Origin of the sequence: Paraburkholderia monticola (assembly GCF_001580545.1) — a bacterium.
Classification (GTDB): Bacteria; Pseudomonadota; Gammaproteobacteria; order Burkholderiales; family Burkholderiaceae; genus Paraburkholderia; species Paraburkholderia monticola.
Genome location: NZ_LRBG01000038.1, coordinates 712,875 through 738,188 on the forward strand (window position 1 = coordinate 712,875; position 25,314 = coordinate 738,188).

Consider the following 25,314-nt stretch of genomic DNA (forward strand, 5'->3'; position numbering starts at 1 on the left):
CTGATCGATTGCCTGAATGTGGATTAACCGAGCCGCTGCCGGACGATTTCGATGAACACGGTCGCGCCGGTGGGGGCGGTGTCGTCGTCGAAGTCGAACTCCGGGTGGTGGCAGGTGAGCCCATCGTGGCCGAGGAAAAAGTACGAGCCCGGGCGTTGCTGCAGCATGAACGCGAAGTCTTCCGAGGCCATCAGCGGCGCGACGTCGACGATCACGTTGTCCGCGCCGAGCACGCGCTCGGCGGCGCGCCGCACGGTGTCGGTTTCGGCGGGCGTGTTGAGCGTCGGCGGCGAGGTTTGCAGATGTTCGAAGCTGACTTCGCAGCCGTACATCGTGGCCGCGCCTTCGCAGATCGCGCGCAGCCGCGCGAGCGTGGTTTCCTGGGCCTTGACCGAGAGCGTGCGCACGGTGCCTTCGAGCACCGCGGTGTCGGGGATCACGTTGATCGCGGTGCCCGACAGGAACTTGCAGACGCTGACCACGGCGGTGTCGAGCGGATCGATGTTGCGGCTCACGATGCTCTGGATCGACTGCACGAGCGTCGTGCCGACGATCAGCGGATCGATCGACTTGTGCGGCATCGCCGCATGGCTGCCGATGCCCTTGACGGTGATGCGGAACAGGTCGCAGGCCGACAGGATCGCGCCGCTGCGCACGCCGATCTTGCCGGCCGGTAGCTGGTTGTTGTTGTGCAGCGCGTAGATTTCGTCGCAGTGGAAGCGCTCGAACAGGCCATCGCTGATCATCGCCGAACCGCCGCGCAGCGTTTCCTCGGCCGGCTGGAAGATCAGATGGACGGTGCCGCGAAAGTCGCGATGCGCGGCCAGGTGTTGGGCGACGCCGAGCAGGATCGCGGTGTGGCCGTCGTGGCCGCAGCCGTGGAACACGTTGTCGTGCATCGAGCGGTGCGCGGGGGTGCCTTTTTCGCTCATCGGCAGCGCGTCCATGTCGGCGCGCAAACCGATCGACGGGCCGTCGCCGCGCGTGCCGCGAATCGTGCCCACTACGCCCGTGCCGCCGATGCCGGTCTGCACCTCGATCGCCCAGTCGGCCAGCAGCTTCGCGACCAGCCCGGCCGTGCGATGCTCGTGAAAGCCGAGCTCGGGATGCTGGTGGATATCCCTGCGCCATGCGCGCATCTGTTCGCCGAGCGCGTTCAACTGATTGTCCGTCTGCATACCGCCAAGCCTCGCTGTGATGGGTGGGAATGCGGTCCGTCCGCGCGATGCGCAGTCGGCCGGTGCGTATCGAAGAATAATTCATTAGTTGATATTTTCAACTAATGCTTTTCCCTGATAATCGGATCGCGGACGGTTGGCTGGGCTATCATCGCTGGTATCAAGGGGCGCGCGGCATCGCAGCGGCGCAACGCGCTTCATATCAGGCACAGTCTTCAGACAGGACGCGAACAGATGCGAGCAGGCAGGCCAGCGGCGGGACAGAAGGCTCAGACGAAGCGCCGCGCGAACGATCCGGGCGACGCGCCGCACGACACCGCGAACGGCGCGGCGCAAGAAGCCGCGCAACCAGCAGCGCAAGAAGCGATTCAACAAGCGACGCAACAAGCGGAGGACGGCGCGCCGGACGCGCTCGCCTCGACGCGCGGCGTGTCGTATTTCCTGACCTTCAAGCTCGATCTGATCAAGAGCGAAATGATCAGCCGCGCGAATGCGGCCTACCGGCCCGCCGTCGGGCTCGACGTTCGTTCGCTGCGGGTGCTGCGGATCATCTGCGATGCGCCGGGGATTACGGCGACCACGTTGAAGGAACTGACGCTAATCGAGAAGACGCTGCTGTCGAAGCTCGTCGCGGACCTGATCGAACGCAAGCTGGTGCGGCGCTCGATCCATCCGGACGACGCGCGCCACTTCCAGCTATGGCCGACCGCGGCCGGCAAGCGGACCCGCACGTCCAGCGACGAACTGGGGCACACGCTGGAGACGGAGATCCTGTCGGTGCTGTCGGCCGACGAGCGCGGCCAGCTGAACCGTATCGTCGACAAGCTGGTCGACGAGTTTCGCAAAACGGGGAAGGGGCAGGGCTGATCAGGCGAGGCGTCCGGCCACCGCTTGCCTACACCCGCAGCCCGCGGCTCTTCAGCCGATAAACCAGCTGCGGCCGCGTAATCCCCAACGTGCGCGCGGCCGCCGACAGATTGCCCTGCGCGCGTTGCACCGCGCTTTTCAGCAGCGCGGTTTCGATATCGTCGAGCGAGGTCGGGTCGATCTCGCCGCTCGCGCCCATCAGCAGATCGTTCACCTTTCTGACCACCCGTTCCGCCTCGCCGTCGCCGGCGGCCTGCTGATCGAGCAGCGAACCCGACGGCATCAGCGAGCCGTTGGTGCCGAGGCCGAACATCTGCGCGTCGATCGTTTCGCCGCTCGTAAACAGATGGCCGATATCGATCGCCCCGCCGTCCGGCGCGAGAATCACGCCGCGCTCGACGAGGTTCTCCATCTCGCGGATATTGCCGGGCCAGCCGTAGTTCAGCAGCGCGTCGAGCGCGCGGCCGGTGAAGCCGGTCACGTCGCGCGCATGACGTTCGCGGTATTTGTGCAGCATGTGATTGAGCAGCACCGGCAAGTCCTCACGCCGCTCGCGCAGTGACGGCACGCGAATCGGGAACACGTTGAGCCGGAAATACAGGTCTTCCCTGAAGCGTCCCGCGCGAATCTCGTCCTTCAGATCGAGGTTCGTCGCGGCGATTACGCGTACGTTGACGCGGCGCGTCTGCGTGTCGCCGATCCGTTCGATCTCGCCTTCCTGCAGCGCGCGCAGCAGCTTGCCCTGGGCGGTCAGGCTCAGAACGCCGATCTCGTCGAGAAACAGCGTGCCGCCGTCGGCGCGCTCGAAGCGGCCCGCGCGGCTGTGCGTCGCATCGGTAAAGCCGCCACGCTCGACGCCGAACAGTTCCGATTCGACCAGCGCCTCCGGAATCGCCGCGCAATTGACCGCGACGAACGGACCGTCGCTGCATGCGCTGATCCGATGCAGCGTGCGCGCGCACACTTCCTTGCCGACGCCGCTTTCGCCGAGAAACAGCACGGTTGCGCGTGTGTTCGCGACGCGCCGGATCATGTGGCAGACCGCGTTGAAGCCGGGCGACGCGCCGACCATGTTGTCGTCACCGAATGCGGTGGGCGTGGGCGGCCGGGTGTCGCCGAGCAGGGCGACGCTCGCGTCCGGTTTGACGTCGCGCTTTACCGCCGCCGCCGAGAGCCCTTGCGTGAACGACTGTGCCTGCATGAAGCGCAGATCGTCGGCGGCTTCGTCGCCCCATTCCTCGACCGGCTTGCCGACGATCCGGCATTGCGACTGCCCGAGCGCGCGGCACTCGACCTCGCGATAGACGATCGGGCGTCCCATGAACACGCTCGTATAACCCGAGGCATAACCGATCTGCGTCCAGCACACCGGCTCCGCGCCGATGCCGTAGATGCGCACATGCTCCTCGTCTTCCGCGCAGTTCTTCCAGACGAACTCGCCGTAGTAATGGCCTTTTTCGACGTCGATCTCGAGCCGCACCGGCTCGACCACGGTCATGCCTTCGAGCATGTGCAATTGCGGGCCGACCGCGAACATTTCGGTAATCGAACTATCGGGACGCACCTTGCGCGCAAGCTCGGCGTCGCGCGCACCCGAGTTGTAGCCCATGCGCGTGAGCAGGCCGCGCGCCGCGTCGATGCCGAGACTATCGATCAGCTCGCGGCGCATCACGCCGACCGAGCCCGTATGCACGAGCAGCATGCGCTGATCGCCGAGCCAGATGCGCCCGTCGCCGGGCGAGAAGTGCAGCCTCGACATCAGGTCCGCGATGTCCGGATAGCGCAGGCTGTCCACGCAGTCGCCCTTGGGCGAGACCATCGACATGCGCGGGTTCGCGGCGGGCTTGATTCGGTTGGCCATCGGAATTCGTCTCCAACTACCTGTCTGTGTTTTTCGTCGGCGTATGCCGGCCGACAGTATGCAATGCGGCGCGCGCGGCTCGCCCTCGGGTGTTCCCTGATGACGATTTGATCGGCTGCGCAACGCGTGCAAGTGGGTGGTTTCGATCATTTGATCTAGCGCGAGCACGCATGCGTCTCGCGGCGAATCCGCCGCGCGAAATTTCGATTGCTGTTTGGTGGTTGATTCACAAGGGATTGTGCGCTTTTCGCCGCGCGGCGCGCGGCCTCTCCTGGTCCGTTGGCATAGCGGTTGCATTAATAGGCGCGCTGCCGCCAGTTTCGACGAAAGCGTGCAGTGACGGATAACGCCAAAACATCTGGAGACCGTGATGCCCTCGCAATCACCCCACGCCGAACCGCCGTCGCGAACGTTCGATGTCACGCGGCGCTATGTCCGCGTGCGCGAATGCCGCGACGACGGCTTCGTCGAGTTCGATTTCTCGATCGGCGATCCGGGCCTGAGCGTCGAGCTCGTGATGAGCGCCAGGGACTACGCGTCCTTCTGCGCGACTCATCACGTGTGCCAGTTGAGCGACGACGAAGCCGCCGCGTTGGATCTGGAGCAACTGAAGTGGCGCTACGGCACGCCGGGCGTCGCCGAGTGAAGCGCCCCCCATAAGAGACATAGGAGAGACCCCATGCAGATCGACATCAAGACGTCCTCGGTCCAGCAGATCCGCCAGACCTTCTCGCATGTCGCGAGACGGCTCGGCGCGGACAAGCCGGCGTCGCGCTATCAGGAAGCGACGCTGGAGCTGCAGCCCGAAGACAACTTCCATTACCGGCCGCTGTGGCAGCCCGGCTTCGCGCTCTACGACAAGGGCCGCACGGCGATCCGCATGAACGACTGGTACGCGTTCAAGGATCCGCGCCAGTACTACTACGGCGCGTACACGATCGCGCGGGCGAGGCAGCAGGACACGATGGAGAAGAACATCGAGTTCGTCACGCGACGGCGTCTGCTCGCCGATCTGCCCGATGACGCGAGAGCGCGCATCGCCGCGCTGATGGTGCCGCTGCGCCACCTCGAATGGGCGGCCAACACGAACAACTGCTTCGTGACCGGCTACGGCTGGGGCACCGCGATCACGCAGGCGACGATGTTCCACGCGATGGACCGCCTCGGCATCGCGCAGTACCTGTCGCGTATCGGTCTGCTGCTCGACGGCAATTCGGGCGCCTCGCTGGTCGAGGGAAAACAGCGCTGGCTCGATGATCCGATGTGGCAGGGCCTGCGTCGCGTGGTCGAGGACACGATGGTCGTGCAGGACTGGTTCGAAACCTATGTCGCGCAAAACGTCGTGCTCGATGGTTTGTTGTATCCGCTCGTCTACCGGCATATCGACCAGCGTTTGTCGCGCGAGCACGGCGCGGCGCTCGGCATGTTGAACGAGTTCGCGAGCGGCTGGTACGACGAAACGAGCCGCTGGGTCGATGCGACGTTGAAGACCGCGGCGGTGGAGTCGGCGCAGAACGCCGCATTGCTCGGGCGCTGGATCGCGCAGTGGCAGCCCCGCGTGCTAGAGGCGTTGCGCCCGCTTGCCGTCGAAGCGCTGGGCGCTGACGAGGCCGATGCGGCACTGCGCGAGATCACCCAGGCGTTCGATGCGCGCATCCAGAAGCAGGGCGTGCCGCTCGCGGCGCAGCCCACAGCACAGCCCACCCAGGAGACCCAACATGGCTGATTCCGTATTCATCGCGTTTCAGACCAACGACGACTCGCGCCCGATCATCGAGGCGATCGAGGCGGACAACCCGCACGCCGTCGTCAACGCGTTTCCGGCGATGGTCAAGATCGATGCGGTCGGGCGGCTCGTGATCCGGCGCGAGTCGATCGAGGAGCGCATCGGGCGCGACTTCGATCTGCGCGAGCTGCAACTCAATCTGATTTCGCTCGGCGGCAACATCGACGAGACCGACGACGAATTCATTCTCGAATGGAAGGCCTGAGTGGCCGCGACCAATCGCATGGGAGACGCACGATGAGCACCACGAACACGACGCCGAAGAAGCTGAGCATCAAGGAAAACTACGCGATGCTGACGCGCGGCCTCGGCTGGGAGACGACCTATCAGCCGATGGATGAGGTCTTTCCGTACGACCGCTTCGAAGGCATCAAGGTCCACGACTGGGACAAATGGGAAGACCCGTTCCGCCTGACGATGGACGCCTACTGGAAATATCAGGGCGAAAAGGAACGCAAGCTGTACGCGATCATCGACGCGTTCCAGCAGAACAACGGCCAGTTCAACGTGACCGACCCGCGCTATATCAACGCGCTGAAGCTGTTCCTGACCGGCGTGAGTCCGCTCGAATACGCGGCGCATCGCGGCTTCGCGCTCGCCGGCCGGAACTTTCGCGGCGCCGGCGCACGCATCGCCTGCCAGATGCAGGCGATCGACGAATTGCGGCACGCGCAGACGCAGGTTCATACGATCAGCCACTACAACAAGTTCTTCAACGGCTTTCACGACTTCAAGCATATGCACGACCGGGTCTGGTATCTGTCGGTGCCGAAGTCGTACTTCGAAGACGCGATGAGCGCCGGCCCGTTCGAGTTCGTCACCGCGATCTCGTTCTCGTTCGAATACGTGCTGACCAATCTGCTGTTCATGCCGTTCATGTCGGGCGCCGCATTCAACGGCGACATGGCGACGGTGACGTTCGGCTTCTCCGCGCAGTCCGACGAATCGCGCCATATGACGCTCGGTCTCGAAGTCGTGAAGTTCCTGCTCGAACAGGACCCGGGCAACGTGCCGATCATCCAGAAGTGGATCGACAAATGGTTCTGGCGCGGCTACCGGCTCTTGACGCTCGTCGCGATGATGATGGACTACATGCTGCCGAAGCGGATCATGTCGTGGCAGGAAGCGTGGGAAACCTACTTCGAGAAGAACGGCGGCGCGCTGTTTCATGATCTCGAACGCTACGGCATTCGCATGCCGAAGTATCACGAGGTCGCCTCGAAAGAGAAGGACCGCCTTTCGCACGAAGCGTGGGGCATCTTCTACAACTACACGCACGCGGCGGCGATGCATACGTGGATTCCGTCGGACGACGAAATGAACTGGCTCGCCGACAAGTATCCGGCGACGTTCGACAAGCTGTATCGTCCACGCTTCGAGTACTGGCGCGAGCAGCAGAAAGCGGGCAAGCGCTTCTACAACAACACGCTGCCGATGCTGTGCCAGATCTGCCAGATCCCGATGGCCTTCACCGAGCCCGACGATCCGACCAAAACCTGCTACCGCGAAAGCGATTATCTCGGCAACAAGTACCACTTCTGCTCGGACGGCTGCAAGGACATCTTCGACAACGAGCCGGAGAAATACGTCCAGGCGTGGTTGCCGGTGCATCAGATCTACCAGGGCAACTGCTTCGAGAAAGACGCGGACCCGTCCGCCGCCGATTTCGATCCGCTCGCCGAAGTGCTGCGCTATTACCACATCAACGTCGGCGCGGACGGTCACGAGTTCGAGGATTCACCCGACAGAAAGAACTGGCTGCGCTGGACCGGCAAGCCGAGCCACGGCGGCGAGGGCACCACGGAAAACGTCACCGAAGCCACGGGCCCAGGAACACCCGCCGCGCAAGCCGCGTGACGCTCACCCACGCCAACCGGATACGAAGGAGACACACCATGTCAGTTATCGCGCTCAAAGAAGGCTACACGGGCGAAGTGAAAGACCGCGAGGAAAACTTCCACGGCAACCGCCTGCTGTTTATCGGCTGGGAAGATCATTTGATGTTCTGCGCGCCGCATTGCATTCCGGTGGCGCCGTCGATGACGTTCGCGACGCTCGCGAACGACGTGCTGCCCGGCATCTACGCCGCGCATCCCGACTGGGAGCGCGTGAAGCAGGACGAGATCGAATGGTTCCGCTCGAACGAGCGCTTCACGCCCGCATTCGATCGGACGCTCGAAGAAAACGGCCTGCTTCACAAGGCACTGATCCGTTTTCGCACGCCGGGTTTGACCGGCATTCGCGGCTCGTGCAGCTAGGCCGCGCGCTCTCGTGACCAGAAAGAGGAGACGCTGACATGAGCTACCAGCTAACCATCGAGCCGATCGGCCACACGATCGAGATCGGTGACGAACAGACCATTCTCGACGCGTGCCTGCGCGCCGGCGTATGGCTACCGCACGCGTGCTGCCACGGGTTGTGCGCGACCTGCAAGGTGCAGGTCGTCGACGGCGAGATCGAGCACGGCAACGCGTCGCCGTTCGCGCTGATGGATTTCGAACGCGACGAACGCAAGTGCCTCGCGTGCTGCGCGACCGCGCAATCGGATCTGACGATCGAAGCCGATATCGACGAGGATGTCGACGCGCGTCACTTCCCGGTCCGCGATTTCACGGGCCGCGTGAAGGACAGCATCGATCTGACGCCGACCATCAAGGGCATCTTCGTCGAGTTGGACGGCGAGGGCATCGAGTTTCAGGCGGGGCAGTACGTGAACGTGCAGATTCCCGGCGAAGACACGCCGCGCGCGTTTTCGCTCGCCGGCAAGCCGGGGTCATCGACGCTGATCGAGCTGAACGTGAGGCGCGTGCCGGGCGGCAAGGGCACCGGCTATCTGCACGAAGCGCTGAAGCCCGGCGACGCGCTGCGCTTTACCGGTCCGTTCGGCCGGTTCTTCGTGCGCGCGTCGGACCCACAACCGGTGATCCTGATCGCGGGCGGCTCGGGATTGTCGAGCCCGCGTTCGATGCTGCTCGATCTGCTCGACGAGGGCGACACGCGGCCGATCACGCTCGTGTACGGCGCGCGCGATCGCGCGGAGCTGTATTACCACGACGAGTTCGTCGCGCTCGCCGAGCGGCACGCGAATTTCACCTATGTGCCGGCGCTGTCGAACGAGGCCGAGGGTAGTGCATGGGAGGGGTTTCGCGGCTTCGTCCACGAGGCCGCGAAGGCGCACTTCGGCGGCGATTTTCGCGGCCACAAGGCGTATCTGTGCGGACCGCCGGTGATGATCGAAGCGTCGATCCGCGCGCTGATGCAAGGGCAGTTGTTCGAGCGTGACATCTACACGGAGAAATTCCTCAGCAACGCGGACGGTGCCGAGGCGCTCGCGAAGAGTCCGTTATTCAGGTCGATCTGAAGCACGGCTGTCATGCAGAAGCCAGGAAGGCACGCTGGCTCACGCTCCGACGTTGGACCAGGACGCCGCCTCGGTATGGTCGAGCCATGGCGCGAGCTCGGTTCGCAATTGCGCCATATCGAGCGGTTTGCCGAGCAGCCGCGCGCCCGGAATCGCTGCTCCGATCTCGGCGCTGTGACCGTAGCCCGACACCAGCAGCACGCGTATCTCCGGCTGCAAGCGCCGTACGGCGCGGGCGAGTTCGTCGCCGGACATGCCAGGCAGCGTGAGGTCGGTCAACAGCACGTCGTAGTGTTGCGTGTTGGCGAGCGGCAGCGCTGCCTCCGCGCTCGCGACCGCGGTACAGGCGACGCCTAGCGCCGCGAGCAGTTCGCCGAGCGCCTCGCGCGATTCGGTGTCGTCCTCGACCAACAGCACGCGCGCGGCTTGCTGGGCGGCGCGCGGCTGGCGATGCTTCGGCGACGTCTTCCTCGACCTGTCGCGCGGCGCTTTGGCCGCGCCGTGCGGGTGCGCGCTTTCGTACGCGGTGGGCGGCACGCACGCGGCGATGCGCGCCTCGCGGATGTCGGCTGTCTGGTCCGCGCTCGCGGCGCCCGCGCGCAGAACGTTGCGCACGAGGCGCGCAAGATCGTCGCGCCGGTAGGGCTTGGACAGCAGCGTGATACCGGCGTCGAGCTTGCCGTGGTGGACCATTTCGTCGCGCGTATAGCCTGATGTGAATAGCGTGGGCAGCGGCGGCGTGCGCGCGGCCGCGCGCTCTGCGAGCTCGACGCTCTTCAGCTTGCCGGGCATCACGACGTCGGTGAACAGCAGATCGATCGGCACGTCGCTGTCGATGAACTCGAGCGCCGCGTCGCCGTTCGACGCGGTCAGCACCTTATAGCCGAGCTGCGCGAGCATTTCGACCGCGGTCAGCCGCACGTCGGCATCGTCCTCGACGACGAGGATCGTTTCGCCGCCGCCGATCGATGCGGCGGTGCCGTCGACGGTCTCCAGCGTCTCCGTCTCGCAGCAGCGCGGAAAGAACAGCGACACCGTGGTGCCGTGTCCCACTTCGCTTTCTATCGTGACATGCCCGCCGCTTTGCCGCGCGAAGCCGAACACCATCGACAGGCCAAGGCCGGTGCCGTGGCCATCGGGCTTGGTCGTGAAGAACGGCTCGAACACGTGTTGCAGCACCTCGGGCGGCATACCCGAACCGGTGTCGGCGACCGAAAACTCCACGTATTCGCCGGGCGACAGCTCCGGCTTGTCGCGACAGAAGGCGGCGTCGAGCGTGCGGTTGGTCGCGCGAACCGTGAGCACGCCGTCGGCGCGCATCGCGTCGCGCGCATTGATCGCCAGATTGAGCAGCGCGTTTTCGAGCTGATTGCGGTCGACCTGCACGTTCCACAGATCGTCGCTGAGCACCGTGTCGATCCGCACCGTTTCGCCGAGCGCGCGGTGCAGCATCTCGCTCATGCCGGTCAGCAGGCGGCGCGGATTCAGCACGGTCGGTGAGAGCGGCTGACGGCGCGCGAACGCGAGCAGGTGCGCGGCCAGCTTCGCGCCGCGTCTGACGGCGTCGGTCGCGGCGGACAGACGTCGCTGCGTGACGGGATCGTCGTCGGCGTCGGCGGCGAGCATCTGCAGATTGCCGTTGATCACCTGCAGCACGTTGTTGAAGTCGTGCGCGACGCCGCCCGTCAGGCTGCCGATCGCTTCCATCTTCTGCGCCTGGCGCAGCTGCTCCTCGGCGAGCGCGCGCGCCGCGATCGAGTCGGCGACACGCTGCTCGAGCGTTTCGGTCAACTGAACGAGCTGCTGTTCTGCGATCTTGCGCTCGTGAATATCGATCAGCACGCCCGGAAAGCGCGTCGGCTCGCCGTGTTCGTCGAACTGGCAGCGGCCGTTCGCCTGCACCCATATATATTCGCCGTCGGCGCGCCGGATTCGGTACTCGACGCGAAACGGGCCGCCGCTGCGGATGGCTTCGGCGATCTGGTTGTCGTTGAGCACCCGGTCGTCGGGGTGGATCATCTGCGTCGCCGCCTCGCGCGGCACGCCTTTCGACGCTTTGTCGCGCGCAAACGAGAAAGTGCGCGCGAAACGCTCGTCGCCGCTGACCTCGCCCGTGCGCACGTCGAGCACCCAGGTGCCGAGCACGGCGCCGGTGTTCAGCGCGAGCTGCAAGCGTTCGTTGGTCTCGTGCAGTTCGATTTCGGCTTGCTGGCGCAGGCGCTCGGTCAGCACGCGCCCGGTCGTCTCGACGACCATCGCGATGACGCCGGCAGGGGCGCCCGTGTCGCCCGCGACCGGGCTGTAGTACAGATCCATCCAGACGTCTTCGGGCTTGCCGTCGCGCAGCAGCACGAGCGCCTTGTCGCGATACGACAGCGTGCCGCCCGCGAGGCAGGTGCGCATGACCTGACGATTGAAGTCGGCGACCTCGGGCCAGCCGGCTTCGACCGGACAGCCGAGCAGATATGGATGCCGACCGCCCGCGAAAACCGCGTAGGCGTCGTTGTAGATCATGTGGCCGGGCTCGCCCCACAACAGGACGAGCGGCACCGGCGAGGCGAGCATCAACTGGACCGTCGAGGTCAGACTGCGCTGCCAGTTTTCGATCGCGCCGAGGCTGGTCGCGCGCCAGTCGAATTCGCTGATGCGTTGCGCCATCTCGCCGCGCCAGCCGGCGCAGCCGTAGTCTTGTGCCGGAAAAGGCATGCCGTGCTCCACGAGAGATCACGTCGAAATGGTGGGCGCGTTGACGAAGCTTCGTGGGCTTCGCGCGCTCTGATTATTGTAGGGCAAGCCATCGTCTCGCTGACGCATTGCGCGTGCTGTTCGGGGGGGGTGCCGGACCTGCAGGGTCGCCGAAAGCATCCGTTAAGGGACATCGTTCGATGCAGGTGCAACACTTACCGCGAGACGCGTTGGTTGCGGCGCTGGAATCGGAAGAAGCGCCCGCATCGGCGCTGGGGATCGTGTCAGGCGCGAATCGTCCGGACACCTGCGCCGGCTTCGAACCGTACGGTGGCGCAGCAAAACATCACACGATATCCGCGAAGTGAGGAACGGGTGAAACCAACGCTCGCGATTCGTCGAGCGTGGGTCTCACCCAGCGAGCGCATCCGTCAGTTGGACAGCGACAGATACTGCGACGTCAGCGGCACCGGCGGGAATGGCTGCAAGCCGGTCTGCTTGTTGAAGCTGTAGCGCACGTACACGGCCGCGAGCCACTCGCGATATTCGTAGGCGTTGCCGAGCGACGCGGTGGCCCCGACCGCGAGTTGCGGCGCGAGCTGATATTCGCCGACCGCGCTGATCGAATACGACACGCCGGTCTTGCTCTGGCCGGGGTAGACCTGGTTGCTCTGGAGGCCGTCAGGCGCGTTGTTGCTGCTCGCGAACGCCGCCGCGTTGGTTTGCCGGTTCGGGTCGGTCGGGAAGTAGTTGGACGGATCTTCGCGGTAATGCTGCACGCCGATCGAACCCTTCACGTCGTACGTGAACAGCTCGTAGCGGCCGGACCATTCGACCGGCAGGTTCAGGATCACGTACTGCTGTGGGCTGAAATAGCCGCCCTGGCCGTACGTGAAGTACGACAGATTGCGGTTGTAGCCCATGATCGTCGTGTTGACGCCGAGCGTCAGCGTCATGTCGGCGTCCTTCAACAGACGCGTGTAGACGCCGCCGCCGCCCTTGACCGCGTTGTTGCTCGGCACGTTGTAGCCCATGTAGTGCTGGTACGCCGCGTTCACGTACAGACCGCTCGTGCCGTCGTCCCAACTGAGCGCGGCGCGCGCGCCGTTCGACGTCACGCCACCCCATTCGAGCCCGGCGCCCTGATCGCGCGCGCCCGCGTACGACAGCAGGCTGTCGGTCACCGCGCGGCGTGCGACCGCCAGCGAATACGACACCTTGTCGGTGATGCCGCCGTCGTACTCGGCGCCGCCGACGATGTTGGTCTCGCGGAAACCGATCGGCGTGACGCCGATATCGCCGTTGATGCTGCGGCTCTCGTAACCGACCGACAATCCCACGCCACTGGCCGTCTGGCTGCCGTAGTTGTTGTTGCCGGCGGTCACGTTCGATTGCCCCGCGGGCGTCGACACGCCCCCGCCGAAGCGCGCCAGCGTCGTGGCGCTGTTCGAGGCGGTACCGGCGTCGAGCGTGACCGGCGTCGCGGTCACGACCACATGACCGTTGCCGGCCTTGATGCGTCCCTGGATCGGCGCCTCGATGTCGGTGAGCGACGACAGGCCGTCCTCGCCCACGCGATTGCGGAAGATCAGGCCCCCCGACACGGTGCTCGACTGCTCGCGATTGACTTGCGCAAGCTCTTCGGCGACGCCGAGCGTCTGCGCATTCGCGACGTTGGCCTGCGGGTTGTTCGGCGCGTTGGTGCCGGGCGGGTAGTACGGCTGCGCATAGCCGGCGGGCGGCTGCGGGATGTACGGCTGCTGCGCGTAGTAGCCCTGGTTCGGGTAGGGCTGATAAGGCTGCTGCTGCGGCGGGTACGGCTGGTAGGGCTGATACGGCTGATATGGCTGCGCGTAACCCTGCTGCTGCGGATAGGGCGGCTGCTGCTGCGCGTAGACCGGCGCGGCCTGGCTCGTTTTCGCGGTGCTCTTCTTCGTGCTCTTTTTCGTGGTCGTGCGGGTCGAGCCGTATGGCAGCGGCGTCGTCGATGCGGCGTTGGCCTGCGCCTCGCGGGCGGCCGGCGACATCGGCCACGGGGTCGCCGCATAGCCGTCCTGCGCGCCGTACGGCTGCTGTGCATACGCTGGCTGCTGCGGATAAGGCTGCTGCGGGTAGGCTTGCTGCTGCGGGTAGGCTTGCTGTTGCGCATAGGGCTGCGCCTGCGCGTAGCCCGCGTTGTACTGCTGCTGCGGCTGCATCTGCTGCATCGGCGCCTGGCCTTGCGCCGGGTAAGGCTGCAACGGCGCGCCCGATTGGCTCGAACCGTAAGATTCCTGCCCGTAGCCACCGAGGTTGGCGTCGGAGCGCGGCGCCGCATTCGGATAGGCCTGCATCGGCGCCGTATAGGGCGCGGGCGGCGCGGCAGGCGCGTTATAAGGCGCGACGTACGGCGCGGGCGGCGGGGGCGGCGGATAGTTCGGCACGGTCTGCGTCGGCAAAGGAGACTGCGTATTCAGGAACGGTTGCGCGGGGTGCGCGGCGTTGTCGGCGTCGCTCGAAGTCGCGATCGCCGTTTTGCCTTCGAATGGATTGGTGCCCGGCAGCGGCGTCGCGCCGATCTGGCTCATCGCGGCTTCCCAGCCGCGCGGCACGTTGGGCCCCGCGTTGCGGGGCGCGTTCGCCATCAGCGGCGTATTGGCCGCGACGAGCGAGCGTTGCAGATAGGTCGCCGCGAGCGACAGCTTGCCCTCGGCGCGGTACATGCGGCCCACGGTCGCGAGCACGCCCGGATCGTTGGGCGCGAGCGCGAGCGCCTGTTGCGCGAGCGTATCGGCGTAGCTGAACTGCCTCGAGCCGGCCGCGGCCGAGATCGCCGCCTGCAGCAGGCTCAGGTCGTCCGGGCGGCGTTGCAGCGCGACGCGAAAGCTCGTGAGCGCGTTGCGGTCGTCGCCCGCGCTCGCATACATGCGGCCGAGCGCGGCCTGCAGATCGGGGTTGTCGGGCATCGCGGCGAGCCACGGCGCGATCACGTCGTAGGCGCTCGCGAGATCGCCGCGCTGGCGCACCGCATCGGCCTGGCGCACGACGATGCCGATGTTCAGGTTGTTGAAGTCGGTGCGCTGCTGCGGCGTCAGCTGCATGCCCTGCAACTGGCGCATCACGGTGCCGAGTTCGGCCTGCTGGTTGGCCGCCGACAGAATGCCCGCGTATTGCAGCAGCAGGTCGGTGTTGCCGGGCGCCGCGCTCATCGCGCCGCGCACGAGGCTGAGCGCGCGGGTCGGGTCGCCGGCCTGCTGGTACGCGGCGGCGATCACGCCGATCAGCTCGGGGCTGTTGCCGGCCACCGGCTCGGCGGCGCGCAGGGTCGCGATGGCCTGCTGGGCCTGGCCGTTGTGCGCCATGCGCGTCGCGAGCTCGGCCTGCTGATGCACCCACAGCCGATGCTGCAGCGTCGTCATCGCGTCGGTGCGGTCGGCGGGTGCAATGCGGTCGAGCTGTGCGAGACCGGTCGACCAGTCCTGCGTTTCCGCCGACAGCAGCGCGCTCGCGTAGAGGGCATCGGTCATGTTCGGATGCGTGGCGAGCAGGCCGTCCATCATGCTGCGGGCATTCGCGACCGCGCCCTGGCGCACGTAGATGCGCGCGAGGTCGAGCCGCAGCCAAGGGTCGTCGGGCTTGTTCAGCAGCGCGTCCTCGAACAGGCTGCGTGCGGTGCCGAGATCGCCGCGCGCTTCGGCCGCGCGGGCCTGCGCCGCCTGCGCCTCGCCGCGCAAACGGTCGATACCGCCGACCTTCGCCTGTTGCTCCGCGTTCAGTTGATTGGCGAACTGCAGCGCCTCATCGGCACGGCCCTGGGCGGCCAGCGCGCCGACCAGGCCGCGAATCGCGTCGGGATTGTCGGCCTGGCGGCGCAGCGCCATCCGGTACGCCTGCTCGGCGCCGGCCGGGTCGCCGTTGGCGAGCAGCATTTCGCCGAGCAGCACCTGCGCAGTCACGTCGGACGGATTCAGCGCGATCGCGCGCTCGAACAGCGACTTCGCCTTCGCGAACTCGCCGTTGCTGCGCGCGCCGATCGCGTCGCTCGTGTAGGTCCAGTAGGTCGCGCTGTCGAGCGCGGATTTCCAGCGTGCCGGATTGGGGCCGCGCGACGCGCGCTCGAGGTAGTTGCGCGCTTCGGAGAAGTGTTCCTGCTTCAGCGCGGCGATGCCCATGCCGCCGAGCGCGTCGGTGTCGTTGGGACTCGTCGCCAGCACCGACGAGAATTTCGCTTGCGCGGTCACGAGGTCGTCGCGATCGAGCGCGGCGAAGCCGTCGGCGATCACGCGGCCGCGCGCGTCGGCGGCGGCGTTTTGCTGCGCGCGGGCGCGCGCCGCGCTGTCCTGCTGCACCATCGATTCGTAGCGCGCCCTCACGGCGGCGTCGTCGCCGGCGGTCTGGAAATACGACTCGTAGAGCGCGGCGTCGGAGGGCCGCGCATCGAGCCATAGCAGCGCCTGGCGCCAGCTCTTTTTCGCCGCCGCGCCGACCGAGCTGTCGCCCGCGAGCTTTTGCAGACGCGCGATGCCGTCGCGCCGCGTGACGTCGCGATAGGTCAGATGCTGCGCGTACGCGAGCGTGTAGCGCGGGTCGTTCGGGTTGTCGCGCGCGAGCTGTTCGAGGCCGCGGCGCGCTTCGTCCCAGCCTTGGGGCGTCGCCGACAGCGCCTGGTAGTACTCCAGCTGCAGTTGGGGCGTGCCCGGCTTGCCGGCCAGCGCCTGCTGATACTGCTGCACCGCGCTCGCGGCCTGGCCCGCTTGCGCGAGCCGGCGCGCGTCGTTGATTGTCTGGTCGCGCGGGCTCGTTTCGCCGAGGCGGCGGCCGAGCTCATCGAGATTCGGATAGTTCGGCGCGACGGCCTTCAGGCGCGCGAGGTATTGCTGCGCGCCGGCGCCGTCCTTGCGGTCGGCGAGCACCATGCCCATGCCGAACAGGGCGTCGGGCTGCTTCGGATCGATACTGAGCACCTTCTGCCACGCCTGCTCGGCGAGGTCGCCGCGCTGATGCGACTGCCAGTACTTGCCCTGATCGATCAGCGCGGTCAGGGGATCTTTGGTCGCCTGCGCGAGCGCATCGGCCGCGGGCGTGGCCGCGCAGAAAACCGCGCCGACCGACAGCGCGATGCGCAGCGACACGGCGAGAGCGGTCAATCGCATGCGGTCCTCCAGGCGGGCACGAGACGGCCGGCTTCATCGAAGTGATAGCGGCCATCGATGAACCCCGTGCCGAACAGACCCAGCACACGATCGTAATACACCGGTTCGCGACCCGGCACGCTCGCGTCGAGCGCGGCGAGCCGCGTGCGCGCGAGGCCGAGGCCGTGCTCGTCGCCTAGCGTCTTGAAGTAAGGCGCGAGCGCGCCCCAGTAGCTGAGCGGGCCTTCGCCGCTCGACTCGCCGGTCGTCGACGAGACCTTCTCGGGCGGGAAGCCGTTCTGCGCGACCTTCGCGCGCATGCCGCCGAGCGCGGCGAGCCACGGTTTGGCGAGCGGATCGGCGGGCGAGGCGAGGCCGGCCCACAGATAGACACGGATCGCGTCGTAGCTGCCGACGTCGCCGGTCTTAGGATCGACGACGAAGCGGCCGTTCTGCCAGGCCGCCCAGTCGGGCGCGAAGCCTTGCGGCGAGACGGTCTTGACGAACTGAAAGGCGTTGTCGGCGAGCTTGGCCCACGGGCCGTTTGGCAACTCATGCGCGAGCGCGCGCAGCACCGGCAGCGGCAGATAGCTCGGATTCAGGCGCGTCACGCTGCCGGTTTGGAAACCCTGTGGCCCCGGCAGCAGCATCGGCCCGAGGCCGGGCAGGCTCACGACTTCGTCGCGCGCGATGCGCCCGGCGAGCGCTTCGCCGAGTTGCGTGTAGCCGGTGTCGTGCCACAGGCGCCCGGCCTCCAGCAGGTCGTAGGCGATCCACAGATCGGAATCCGCCGCCGAATTCGGATCGAGCACGCCGTACGAGCCGTCGGGCTTCTTGCCCCATTGCCATGCCGGCAGCCGCAGATTCTGCGGGTCGAACTGACCGCCCGCGAGATTCGCGCGGGTCCAGCCGAGTACTTTGTCGAAGCTCGCGCGGTCGTTGGCGACCAGCGCGAAAAAGAGCGCGTAGGACTGGCCTTCCGAAGTGGTCTGCTGGGCCGCCGTCGAGTAATCGATGACACGGCCGTCGGCCTGCACGAAGCGCGCGACGAAGCTGCGCCAGGCGCTCCAGTCGCCGCAGGCGGCGCCGTTCTGCGCGGCCTGGGCGGCGCCGCTCCAAGCCGCAAGACTCGCCGACGCCGCCAGGCCGATGCCAAGCGCCAGCGCAAAAGAGGTCCTTCTGTTGATCCGAAACCGCATACGAGTCATATCCGTTCCATCATTCCTTCAGTCGACGCGCGGCGAGCGCGCGCAGCGTCCGGTAGCACAGGCCCGCGATGATCAGCGCGGCGAGCACGCCGCCGAACAGCAGCAGGAGCGGGTGCGACGACAGCGCCCAGCGCAGGTACTCCTGCGGCGACAGACGGCCGACATAGTATGCGGTGCCGTTCGACGTGATGGTGACGTCGCGGCCGTGGATCACGGCCATCGCGCCTTGAATCTTCGGCAGCACGTCGGCGTCGAGCAGCGCGGCGGACAGATCGGCGTCCGACTGGCCGGCCGCGCTGACCAGCGCGACCGCGCTGCGGCCTCGCTGCAGCGGCGACTCGAAGCCGGTCAGGAGCGCCGCGCCGTTCGAACTGACCATCGTCAGATCGGCGCGCGCGGGCGCGCGCTCGACGCCGCGCTCGCCGTGCCACCAGTCCTCCAGCTTGAACACGAGGTCGGTCAGCTGGAACGTGTGCGCGGCGCCGTCGCTGGAGAACGGCATCGACTTCGCCCAGGTCTGCAGCAACGGCTGCTTGCCGGGCGCGCCGAACACCAGCAGGTCCTTGTCCGCGAAGTGATCGACGTCGGCCGCATGCGTGACGGTGACGCCGGTGACCGGATAGCCGGTCGATTCGCCCATGCGGCCCATCGTCAGCAGATACAGGCTGAAGTCGCTCGGGTCGGCGTCGTCGGGCAGCACGGCGGCGGTCTCGGAGAGGTCCGCCATCCGCGTGAACGGGAAGCCGCTATTGGCGAACGCGGCCAGATCGGGCAGCGCCATGAAGTGCGGGAACGACGACAGGTCGATGGTCGAGTTCGGATCGATCGCGCCGACCACGTTTTGCAGCAGGCGGCCCGCGCATTCGCCGGTGTTCGGGATGTCGTAGTAGAAGTGCAGGCGCAGTTGGGTGCGCGGCGTCAGCAGCAGCGGCGGGATGCGGATGTTGCGGCGCGCCTCGGCGGTGCCGTCGGACGCCACGAGGTTGAAGTAGCGGCTCAACTCGAAGATCGAGGCCGCGCGCGACGGAATCGGCAGCGCCTGCACGAAGCCGTTGTTCACGCTGATGTTCAGCGACGAGCGGTCGCGTGCCGGCCGCACCGTGTAGCGGTAGCGCAGATCGATCGGCGCGCCGCGCGTGTGCCACATGAACAGATCGGGCGGCACGCGCATGTTGATGCGCACCGCGTCGGCGTCGTAGCCGAACACGGTCAGGTCTTTCGGATCGGCGAGCTCGCCGAAGCGCACGGCACGGTCGGTCGGCAGCCAGTTCGGCGCGTCGTACGGCACGCGCGGCGTGATCTCGTTGAGTGCCGTAATCGTCGCGCTCGGGCCGGACAGCGTGCTATGGCCGATCCCGAGCGACTTCGCGGCAGTCTTCAGCTCGGCTTCGGTGCGCCCGAGCACGAGCAGCAGCTTGCCGCGCGCGTTCGCGTCGCGCTCGACCACGGTGACGGTCGGGCCGGTGATCTCGGGAATCGTCACGCCGGCCGGATGCTGATCGCTCGTCGCGAACACGACTGCGTTGCCTGACAGCGGCACGTTGTCGAGCTGCGCGGGAAACACCGCGCCGCGATAGCCGGCGAGCGAGCCGAACCACGACGCGACGATGCCGGCCGCTTCGAGCGTGCCGTTGCCCGGCTTCTGCGCGAACACGAACGGCAGTTCGAGGCGGCGCACGTCGCGGCGGTCGAAGAACGGTTGCGGCAGCGCGGCCAGCTCCGGCTTGGTCGCGAGCGACGAGTAGGTCAGGTCGAGCGAGCTCGCGTTGCTGATCGTCGCCCACAGCGACGAGTGCGCGGGGTCTTCGCAGGCGGTCGTGTAATGGCCGATCAGCTGCAGGTTCAGGTGGTTGAAGTCGGTGATGAAGCGCGGATCGATCGAGACGTCGCGCGCGACCAGCATGCCGGCCTGCTCGTGCGGCAGCGGTAGCGTGGCCGCGACTTCGCCGTTGAGCAGCACCTTCAGCTGCGACAGGTTCGCCAGCAGCGCGGGCGAGTAGCTGTAGATCAGATGCAGCGTCGCGCCGGTCACGACCTCGTCGGCACGCACCGAGAACGCGATGCCGTTCTGGCCGTCGACGCCGCGCAACTGCAGCGGATCGAGCGCGCCGAAGTCGGCGAACGTCAGCGTCTGGCGGCGCCCGCCCGGCACCAGCGTGCCCGGCTCGGCGGTGGTGGGCGTGCGCATGCCGAGCGCCTTCACCGACGACGCCCCGAGCGCGGGCGTCGGCGTGGCGAGCGCGCCCTGGGCGATCGCGTTCGGATCGAACGGCACGGCGGGGCCCGGCGCGGGCACGTTGCCGACGCCGGTCGCGACCTGCGCCACGCCAGCGGTCGCCACCGCGGCCGAGGCCGGCTTGGCCGCCGCGGTGGCCGCCGCGGTCGCCGCTTCAGCCAGCGGCACGAACGACACCAGCGCAGTCTGCAGCGCGAGCCAGCAGGCGATGCCACGCATGACTCGCCGCGAGCGCGGGGAGCCCTGGCGGGCAAAAAAGCGCGATTGGGCTCCAGTGCTGTTGCGCCCGTGAGCCGGACGTTCGAGATTGTCCTTCGCTATCCTGTTGCCCATAGATCAGTCTTTGGTTTTTAGCTTCTTGACGTCCGTTGGACGGCGTTTGATCGAACTGCGCAAGTCGTCGTACAGATGCTCGAACAGACCCGCGATGCCGCGCACGCCGACCTGCAGCACGTGCGACAGGCCGCGCAGCGGCGTGTCCGTCTCGCGACCCTCGGCCCAGCCGGTCCACGCATCCGCGCGGGCGAAGGTGGTTTTCACGAATTCGTACTCCTGTTCGCGCGACATCGACGCGAAGCGCAGCCCCACGCGTCCCGGTTCGGTAAAGCTGACGGTGGCCGGGAACGCATATTCCTCGTCGCCACGGAACAGCGACACGCTCACGCGCTCCTGCATCGGTACTTCGATGCTGTTGGGCAGCGCGACGCCGACGCCGCCTTCCGAGTAGTCGATCGTTTCGCACGCGAGCGTGCGGCCGGTCGAGAACTTCAGCATCACGGGGATTTTCATCGCGACGCGGGGCACCGCGCGGATCTGGCGGCGCTCGCTCGCGGCGGCCACGCTCGCGCCGAGGATCAGCATGTTGTAGCCGGTCCACGCGAGATTGAGCAGCGTGGTCTCGACGATGCTGCGCACATGCCAGTTCACGTAGATGTGCACGAGCCCCGCGAGGAAACCGAGCAGGTTCAGGAGCAGCAGGAACAGATACGGCCGCGAAATCGACCAGTCGAAGTAGCTCTTCTCGATCACGCCGCCCTTGGCCGTCACGTTGAACTTTCCAAGCTTCGGATTGATCAGCGCGAGCAGCGTCGGCGCGGTGATGTACGACGCGAGCACCGACTCGTACACCTCGGCCCAGAACGAATGGCGGAACAGGCGCTGCATGCGCGAGTTCGTGATGCTCGCATGCATCATGTGCGGTAGCGCGTAGATCGCGATCGTGCTGGCCGCCGCTTCGATCACATGCGCGCCGAAGAACAGATACGACAGCGGCGCGGTCAGGAACACGAGACGCGGCACGCCGTAGAAGAAGTGCATCATCGCGTTCAGGTAACACAGCCGCTGGCCGATTTTCAGCCCCTTGCCGGAGAGCGGATTATCGATGCGGAAGATCTGCGTCATGCCGCGCGCCCAGCGGATGCGCTGGCCGATGTGGCCCGACAGGCTTTCGGTCGCGAGACCGGCGGCCTGCGGAATCGCCAGATACGCGGTGGTGTAGCCGAGGCGGTGCAGCTTCAGCGCGGTGTGCGCGTCCTCGGTGACGGTCTCCACCGCGATGCCGCCAATCTCTTCAACCATGTTCCGGCGCAAGAGCGCGCACGAGCCGCAGAAGAACGTCGCGTTCCACAGATCGTTGCCGTCCTGCACGAGGCCGTAGAACAGCTCGCCTTCGTTCGGCACCTTGCGGAAGGTGCCGAGGTTGCGCTCGAACGGGTCGGCGGAGAAGAAGTGGTGCGGCGTTTGCAGCATCGACAGCAGCTTGTCGCGCAGGAACCAGCCGAGGCCGATCTGCAGGAACGAGCGGGTCGGGATGTGATCGCAGTCGAAGATCGCGAGGTACTCGCCGCTGGTGATCTTCAGTGCTTCGTTGATGTTGCCGGCCTTCGCGTGACGATTGTGCGTGCGGATCGTCCAGTTGACGCCGACTTCCTCGCAGAACGCCTTGAACTCGGGGCGCCGGCCGTCGTCGAGCACGTGGATCGCCATCTTGTCGGCCGGGTAGTCGAGCGCCAGCGCCGCGTAGATGGTCGGTTTGACGACGCTGAGCGGCTCGTTGTAGGTCGGGATGAACACGTCGACGCTCGGCCACTCGTCGCGATTGGCCGGCAGCGGCAGCGGCTTGCGCTTGAGCGGCCATGCGGTCTGAAAGTAGCCGAGCATCAGCACGAGCGTCGCGTAGACCTCGGCGGACACGAGCAGCAGACCCCAGATTGCGTCGAGCGGCTGTTCCCATGAGGTCGTTTCGGTCAGGCGCCAGTACATGTAGCGGCCCGATGCGACGACCGACAGCATGATCATCACCATCGTCGCGTAGCGGCCGGGCAGACGGCGAAACAGCAGCGCGAGCACGAAGCAGAGGGTCGCGAAGGTCAGCTGCTGGTAGAACTCGAGCGGCACCGTGAACACGAAGTACAGCATGTACAGCGCGAGCAGCGTGACGAGCCCGGTGACGATGCGGCTGTTCCAGAAGTTCGCGTCGACGAAGCGTCCGAACCGCGACGGCTCGCCGCCTTCGGGCTCGCGCGAGGAGGCTGGGCTGCTCATGCGACGTTCCTTGGCTGGGCGGCGATCGCGTCGAGCGCCGCCATGAGCCAGGCGCCGCACGCGCGGAAGTCGGCGGCGGCCTGGCTCAGGGGGTCGTAATGGATCAGCGTGGTGTCGCAGGCGAGCGCTTCGCTGACGCCTTCGTCGAGATGGATCACGCCGGGGAACACCTTGTTGCCGAGCATCTGGCGCAGCACCTTCAGCACGTCTTTGGTCAACTGGCGAGACTGGTCGATCTGATTGATCACGTAGCCAGCGCCGCCGAAGTCCGCGCGCGGTGCCGCGTAGGTGTCGATCAGCCGCTCCATCTGCGGGATCGCCGCGTACGACGCGGCGTCGGCGAGCACGACGTTCACGACGAAGTTGGCTGCGCACAGCGCGGTGCGCACGTAGGTGGACGAGCCGGGCGGGGTGTCGACGATCACGATGTCGGACGGGTCTAGCCGCAGGTTCTGCAGCGACTGCGCGAGCCACTGCGGATGCTGGTCGACCTGTGCCTCGAAGCGCCGGCGGTCGTCCTCGAGCAAGACGCCGTACGGCAGCACGGTCACGCCGTCGATGCCGTCGAACATCACCGTTTGCCACGGGTTGCCGGACAGCGTCGCGCGCGACAGGCCGTCGATGCTGTCGAGCGGCACGCCGAAATGCAGACGCAGCGCGTTCTGCGGATCGAGATCGAGCGCGATCACGCGCCGGCCGCTGTTGGCGAGCACGGAGGCGAGATTGGCGGCGAGGGTGGTTTTACCGACCCCGCCTTTGGCGGACACCACGGCAATGACTTTCATGGGCGACGCGGACCGTTGGTGAGCCAGGAGGGGACGGCGCCGCGCGAATTGTCGGCGGGCGCCTGAGTGCCTTGAGCGGGGGTGCCGCGCAGACGGTCGAAGACCGAGTTCAGCGACGTGGCCTGGGGTGCGGGCGCGGCGGCTTGCGGCGGCGCTGGGCGGGTCTGCTGCGTGGCGAACACCTTGCCGAGGATCGACGGCGGCTGGGCCGCATGGGCAGGTTGCGGCGCGGGTGGCGGTTGCATCGACGGTGCCGGTGCTGGTGCCGTGTTCGCGCTGCCATAAGCGGGCGCGGCGGGGCGCGCCCAGCTCGGCGCGCCAGGCGCGGCCGGCGTGACCGCTTGCGCGGCCGGCGCGCCGAACCTGAAGGTGGATGGGGGGCTCACGGGCTCCACGGCGGGCGGGGTGGGCGATGCGCTCGAGGTGAACCATGCGGGAGCGGTCGGCGGAACTGACGTTTGTGCCTGCGTTTGCGCCGGTGACGGTGCGGGTGCCGCGATCGGCGGGACCGGTGCTGACGCGGCAGCACCCGGCGCAACCGGAGCACTCGGCGCGGCAGCCGTGCCCGCCGCCGCGCGCGCAGCCGCCTCATCGGGTTCCTCGGCCGAAGCGAAGCGCGACGCGCCGCTCGGCGCCGCCGGCTTGGCGGGCGCCAGCGGCACCGGCGGAATGTCACGCCGGTGCGAGCGCGTGAACAGCGGCGCCTTCGCGCGCGTCACCGACGCCACGTCCTTCGGTGTCGTGTCCTCATGGGCTGCGGCCCGCGGCGCCACGCTCACTGGCGGCTGCGGTCTGGCCTCGCGAAGCGGGCCGATTGCGGGAATGGCCGGTTGCGTCAGATCGAGTGTTACGAGCAGGGGCCAACGGGTGCGCGCGGTGCGCGCGTCGTTTTCGCGGCCGATCTCCTGGTACGCGGTGGCGTCGCCGCCGAATTGCTCGAACAGTTTGTCGATGTCGCTCGATGAACTCATGATGCCGTCGTCTGTAACATGCCGTGCATTGCCCCGAACCGACTCCCCGGGGTGCTGTTTTATTTGAAACTTCCCTGACCGCGCGTGGCGGTTGCATCGCTGCCCCACACGTTCTTATCGATGCGTGCGGACCCGCCGTCGCTCAGGCCGGATGACGGCCGAGGCGGAATTCGAGGGAGCTGTCCTCGCCGAACGCGCTCGTCTGCACGACCGACAAACCCTGCGCGCCCAACGCGCTCAACCACGTCTGATAGACGCCTTCGAGAAACGCCGGCGTCCAGGCGAGTGCCGAATCGCCGAACGCGGGCAGCGGCGCGCAGTAGTGAACGATGCGCAGCGACTCCGCCTCGTCGGCGAGCGCGACGTAACCCCAATCCATCGGATGCCAGTAAGAATTCAAGGCCTGCTCGAGCTCGGCCGTCGACGAGCAGGCGGGCAGCGGATGCGCGAGCGCGAAACGGCTGCCGACGCGATGCATCAGCTGACGCAACTCGTCACGGCCGATCTGCGCTTCGAACTCGCTTGCCAGTGCGCTCAGCATGCCGCGCCATTGCGGCGAGATTTGGCGTTCCAGCAGATAGTCGAGGATGGGGGCCATGGTTTCAGGTTGTGGTCGCTGCCCGTTGCCTATCCGCGAACGTGACAGCCATTGAATATCAGAGTAGTTCGGCAATTGCGCGGCGCGCGTCGTTTACGTCATTTCTACCGGGCCGTCTAGTGT

The 25,314-nt window shown here is 66.8% G+C and carries 17 protein-coding genes; 7 read left to right on the top strand and 10 right to left on the bottom strand.

Annotation, left to right across the window (positions count from 1 at the left end; all coding sequences use genetic code 11):
- Window positions 1–23: 23 nt before the first annotated feature.
- Window positions 24–1,178: a M20 aminoacylase family protein gene (locus CI15_RS30650; protein ID WP_062135946.1), complete on the bottom strand. Its 1,155-nt coding sequence runs from the start codon at window positions 1,176–1,178 to the stop codon at window positions 24–26.
- Between the two features lie 234 nt (window positions 1,179–1,412).
- On the opposite strand from CI15_RS30650, the gene CI15_RS30655 reads away from it, so the two are divergent.
- Complete coding sequence (locus CI15_RS30655; RefSeq protein ID WP_241495991.1) at window positions 1,413–2,045, top strand: MarR family winged helix-turn-helix transcriptional regulator; 633 nt, start codon at window positions 1,413–1,415, stop codon at window positions 2,043–2,045.
- A 28-nt stretch (window positions 2,046–2,073) separates the two neighbouring features.
- On the opposite strand, the gene CI15_RS30660 is transcribed toward CI15_RS30655, so the two are convergent.
- Window positions 2,074–3,906: a sigma-54-dependent Fis family transcriptional regulator gene (locus CI15_RS30660; protein WP_241495992.1), complete on the bottom strand. Its 1,833-nt coding sequence runs from the start codon at window positions 3,904–3,906 to the stop codon at window positions 2,074–2,076.
- Window positions 3,907–4,276: 370 nt separating this feature from the next.
- On the opposite strand from CI15_RS30660, the gene CI15_RS30665 reads away from it, so the two are divergent.
- From CI15_RS30665 to CI15_RS30690, 6 genes are read left to right on the top strand one after another with little or no spacing between them, the layout of a single operon-like run.
- A complete protein-coding gene (locus CI15_RS30665; protein WP_062135948.1) occupies window positions 4,277–4,552 on the top strand; it encodes a phenol hydroxylase subunit in 276 nt (91 codons plus the stop codon).
- Window positions 4,553–4,585: 33 nt separating this feature from the next.
- Window positions 4,586–5,632, top strand: a complete 1,047-nt coding sequence (locus CI15_RS30670) for an aromatic/alkene monooxygenase hydroxylase subunit beta (RefSeq protein WP_062135951.1) — start codon at window positions 4,586–4,588, stop codon at window positions 5,630–5,632.
- On the top strand, window positions 5,625–5,897 hold the full coding sequence (locus CI15_RS30675) for an MmoB/DmpM family protein (protein WP_018433525.1): 273 nt from the start codon (window positions 5,625–5,627) through the stop codon (window positions 5,895–5,897). Before CI15_RS30670 ends, CI15_RS30675 begins: the two co-directional genes overlap by 8 nt.
- A gap of 32 nt (window positions 5,898–5,929) precedes the next feature.
- Entirely contained in the window at window positions 5,930–7,549 is a 1,620-nt protein-coding gene (locus tag CI15_RS30680) for an aromatic/alkene/methane monooxygenase hydroxylase/oxygenase subunit alpha (RefSeq protein ID WP_062136311.1), read from the top strand.
- Between the two features lie 38 nt (window positions 7,550–7,587).
- Window positions 7,588–7,950, top strand: a complete 363-nt coding sequence (locus tag CI15_RS30685; RefSeq protein WP_062135966.1) for a phenol hydroxylase subunit P4 — start codon at window positions 7,588–7,590, stop codon at window positions 7,948–7,950.
- Window positions 7,951–7,988: 38 nt separating this feature from the next.
- Window positions 7,989–9,053, top strand: a complete 1,065-nt coding sequence (locus tag CI15_RS30690; RefSeq protein WP_062135969.1) for an NADH:ubiquinone reductase (Na(+)-transporting) subunit F — start codon at window positions 7,989–7,991, stop codon at window positions 9,051–9,053.
- Between the two features lie 39 nt (window positions 9,054–9,092).
- Here the strand turns inward: CI15_RS30690 and CI15_RS30695 are convergent, their stop codons facing one another.
- From CI15_RS30695 to bcsD, 8 genes are all read right to left on the bottom strand, one after another.
- Entirely contained in the window at window positions 9,093–11,759 is a 2,667-nt protein-coding gene (locus CI15_RS30695) for a hybrid sensor histidine kinase/response regulator (RefSeq protein ID WP_062135972.1), read from the bottom strand.
- Window positions 11,760–12,169: 410 nt separating this feature from the next.
- Window positions 12,170–16,870: a cellulose synthase subunit BcsC-related outer membrane protein gene (locus CI15_RS30700; RefSeq protein WP_062135974.1), complete on the bottom strand. Its 4,701-nt coding sequence runs from the start codon at window positions 16,868–16,870 to the stop codon at window positions 12,170–12,172.
- On the bottom strand, window positions 16,861–18,048 hold the full coding sequence (bcsZ, locus tag CI15_RS30705; protein ID WP_062135977.1) for a cellulose synthase complex periplasmic endoglucanase BcsZ: 1,188 nt from the start codon (window positions 18,046–18,048) through the stop codon (window positions 16,861–16,863). The genes CI15_RS30700 and bcsZ overlap by 10 nt, the downstream gene beginning before the upstream one ends.
- Window positions 18,049–18,067: 19 nt before the next feature.
- On the bottom strand, window positions 18,068–20,626 hold the full coding sequence (gene bcsB / locus CI15_RS30710; protein WP_062135980.1) for a cellulose biosynthesis cyclic di-GMP-binding regulatory protein BcsB: 2,559 nt from the start codon (window positions 20,624–20,626) through the stop codon (window positions 18,068–18,070).
- A 3-nt stretch (window positions 20,627–20,629) separates the two neighbouring features.
- Window positions 20,630–22,837, bottom strand: a complete 2,208-nt coding sequence (gene bcsA, locus CI15_RS30715; protein ID WP_062135984.1) for a UDP-forming cellulose synthase catalytic subunit — start codon at window positions 22,835–22,837, stop codon at window positions 20,630–20,632.
- Window positions 22,834–23,622, bottom strand: coding sequence for a cellulose biosynthesis protein BcsQ (bcsQ, locus tag CI15_RS30720; RefSeq protein ID WP_062135987.1), 789 nt, complete (start codon window positions 23,620–23,622; stop codon window positions 22,834–22,836). Before bcsQ ends, bcsA begins: the two co-directional genes overlap by 4 nt.
- A complete protein-coding gene (bcsP, locus tag CI15_RS30725) occupies window positions 23,619–24,593 on the bottom strand; it encodes a cellulose biosynthesis protein BcsP (RefSeq protein ID WP_062135990.1) in 975 nt (324 codons plus the stop codon). The genes bcsQ and bcsP overlap by 4 nt, the downstream gene beginning before the upstream one ends.
- Before the next feature lie 142 nt (window positions 24,594–24,735).
- A complete protein-coding gene (gene bcsD, locus CI15_RS30730; protein WP_062135993.1) occupies window positions 24,736–25,191 on the bottom strand; it encodes a cellulose biosynthesis protein BcsD in 456 nt (151 codons plus the stop codon).
- Between the last annotated feature and the right edge of the window lie 123 nt (window positions 25,192–25,314).

What these genes read in the sequence shown, in the direction of transcription:
- CI15_RS30650 (WP_062135946.1), bottom strand. Translation starts at nt 1,178, where the DNA reads ATGCAGACGGACAATCAGTTGAACGCGCTCGGCGAACAGATGCGCGCA.
- CI15_RS30655 (WP_241495991.1), top strand. Translation starts at nt 1,413, where the DNA reads ATGCGAGCAGGCAGGCCAGCGGCGGGACAGAAGGCTCAGACGAAGCGC.
- CI15_RS30660 (WP_241495992.1), bottom strand. Translation starts at nt 3,906, where the DNA reads ATGGCCAACCGAATCAAGCCCGCCGCGAACCCGCGCATGTCGATGGTC.
- CI15_RS30665 (WP_062135948.1), top strand. Translation starts at nt 4,277, where the DNA reads ATGCCCTCGCAATCACCCCACGCCGAACCGCCGTCGCGAACGTTCGAT.
- CI15_RS30670 (WP_062135951.1), top strand. Translation starts at nt 4,586, where the DNA reads ATGCAGATCGACATCAAGACGTCCTCGGTCCAGCAGATCCGCCAGACC.
- CI15_RS30675 (WP_018433525.1), top strand. Translation starts at nt 5,625, where the DNA reads ATGGCTGATTCCGTATTCATCGCGTTTCAGACCAACGACGACTCGCGC.
- CI15_RS30680 (WP_062136311.1), top strand. Translation starts at nt 5,930, where the DNA reads ATGAGCACCACGAACACGACGCCGAAGAAGCTGAGCATCAAGGAAAAC.
- CI15_RS30685 (WP_062135966.1), top strand. Translation starts at nt 7,588, where the DNA reads ATGTCAGTTATCGCGCTCAAAGAAGGCTACACGGGCGAAGTGAAAGAC.
- CI15_RS30690 (WP_062135969.1), top strand. Translation starts at nt 7,989, where the DNA reads ATGAGCTACCAGCTAACCATCGAGCCGATCGGCCACACGATCGAGATC.
- CI15_RS30695 (WP_062135972.1), bottom strand. Translation starts at nt 11,759, where the DNA reads ATGCCTTTTCCGGCACAAGACTACGGCTGCGCCGGCTGGCGCGGCGAG.
- CI15_RS30700 (WP_062135974.1), bottom strand. Translation starts at nt 16,870, where the DNA reads ATGCGATTGACCGCTCTCGCCGTGTCGCTGCGCATCGCGCTGTCGGTC.
- bcsZ (WP_062135977.1), bottom strand. Translation starts at nt 18,048, where the DNA reads ATGCGGTTTCGGATCAACAGAAGGACCTCTTTTGCGCTGGCGCTTGGC.
- bcsB (WP_062135980.1), bottom strand. Translation starts at nt 20,626, where the DNA reads ATGGGCAACAGGATAGCGAAGGACAATCTCGAACGTCCGGCTCACGGG.
- bcsA (WP_062135984.1), bottom strand. Translation starts at nt 22,837, where the DNA reads ATGAGCAGCCCAGCCTCCTCGCGCGAGCCCGAAGGCGGCGAGCCGTCG.
- bcsQ (WP_062135987.1), bottom strand. Translation starts at nt 23,622, where the DNA reads ATGAAAGTCATTGCCGTGGTGTCCGCCAAAGGCGGGGTCGGTAAAACC.
- bcsP (WP_062135990.1), bottom strand. Translation starts at nt 24,593, where the DNA reads ATGAGTTCATCGAGCGACATCGACAAACTGTTCGAGCAATTCGGCGGC.
- bcsD (WP_062135993.1), bottom strand. Translation starts at nt 25,191, where the DNA reads ATGGCCCCCATCCTCGACTATCTGCTGGAACGCCAAATCTCGCCGCAA.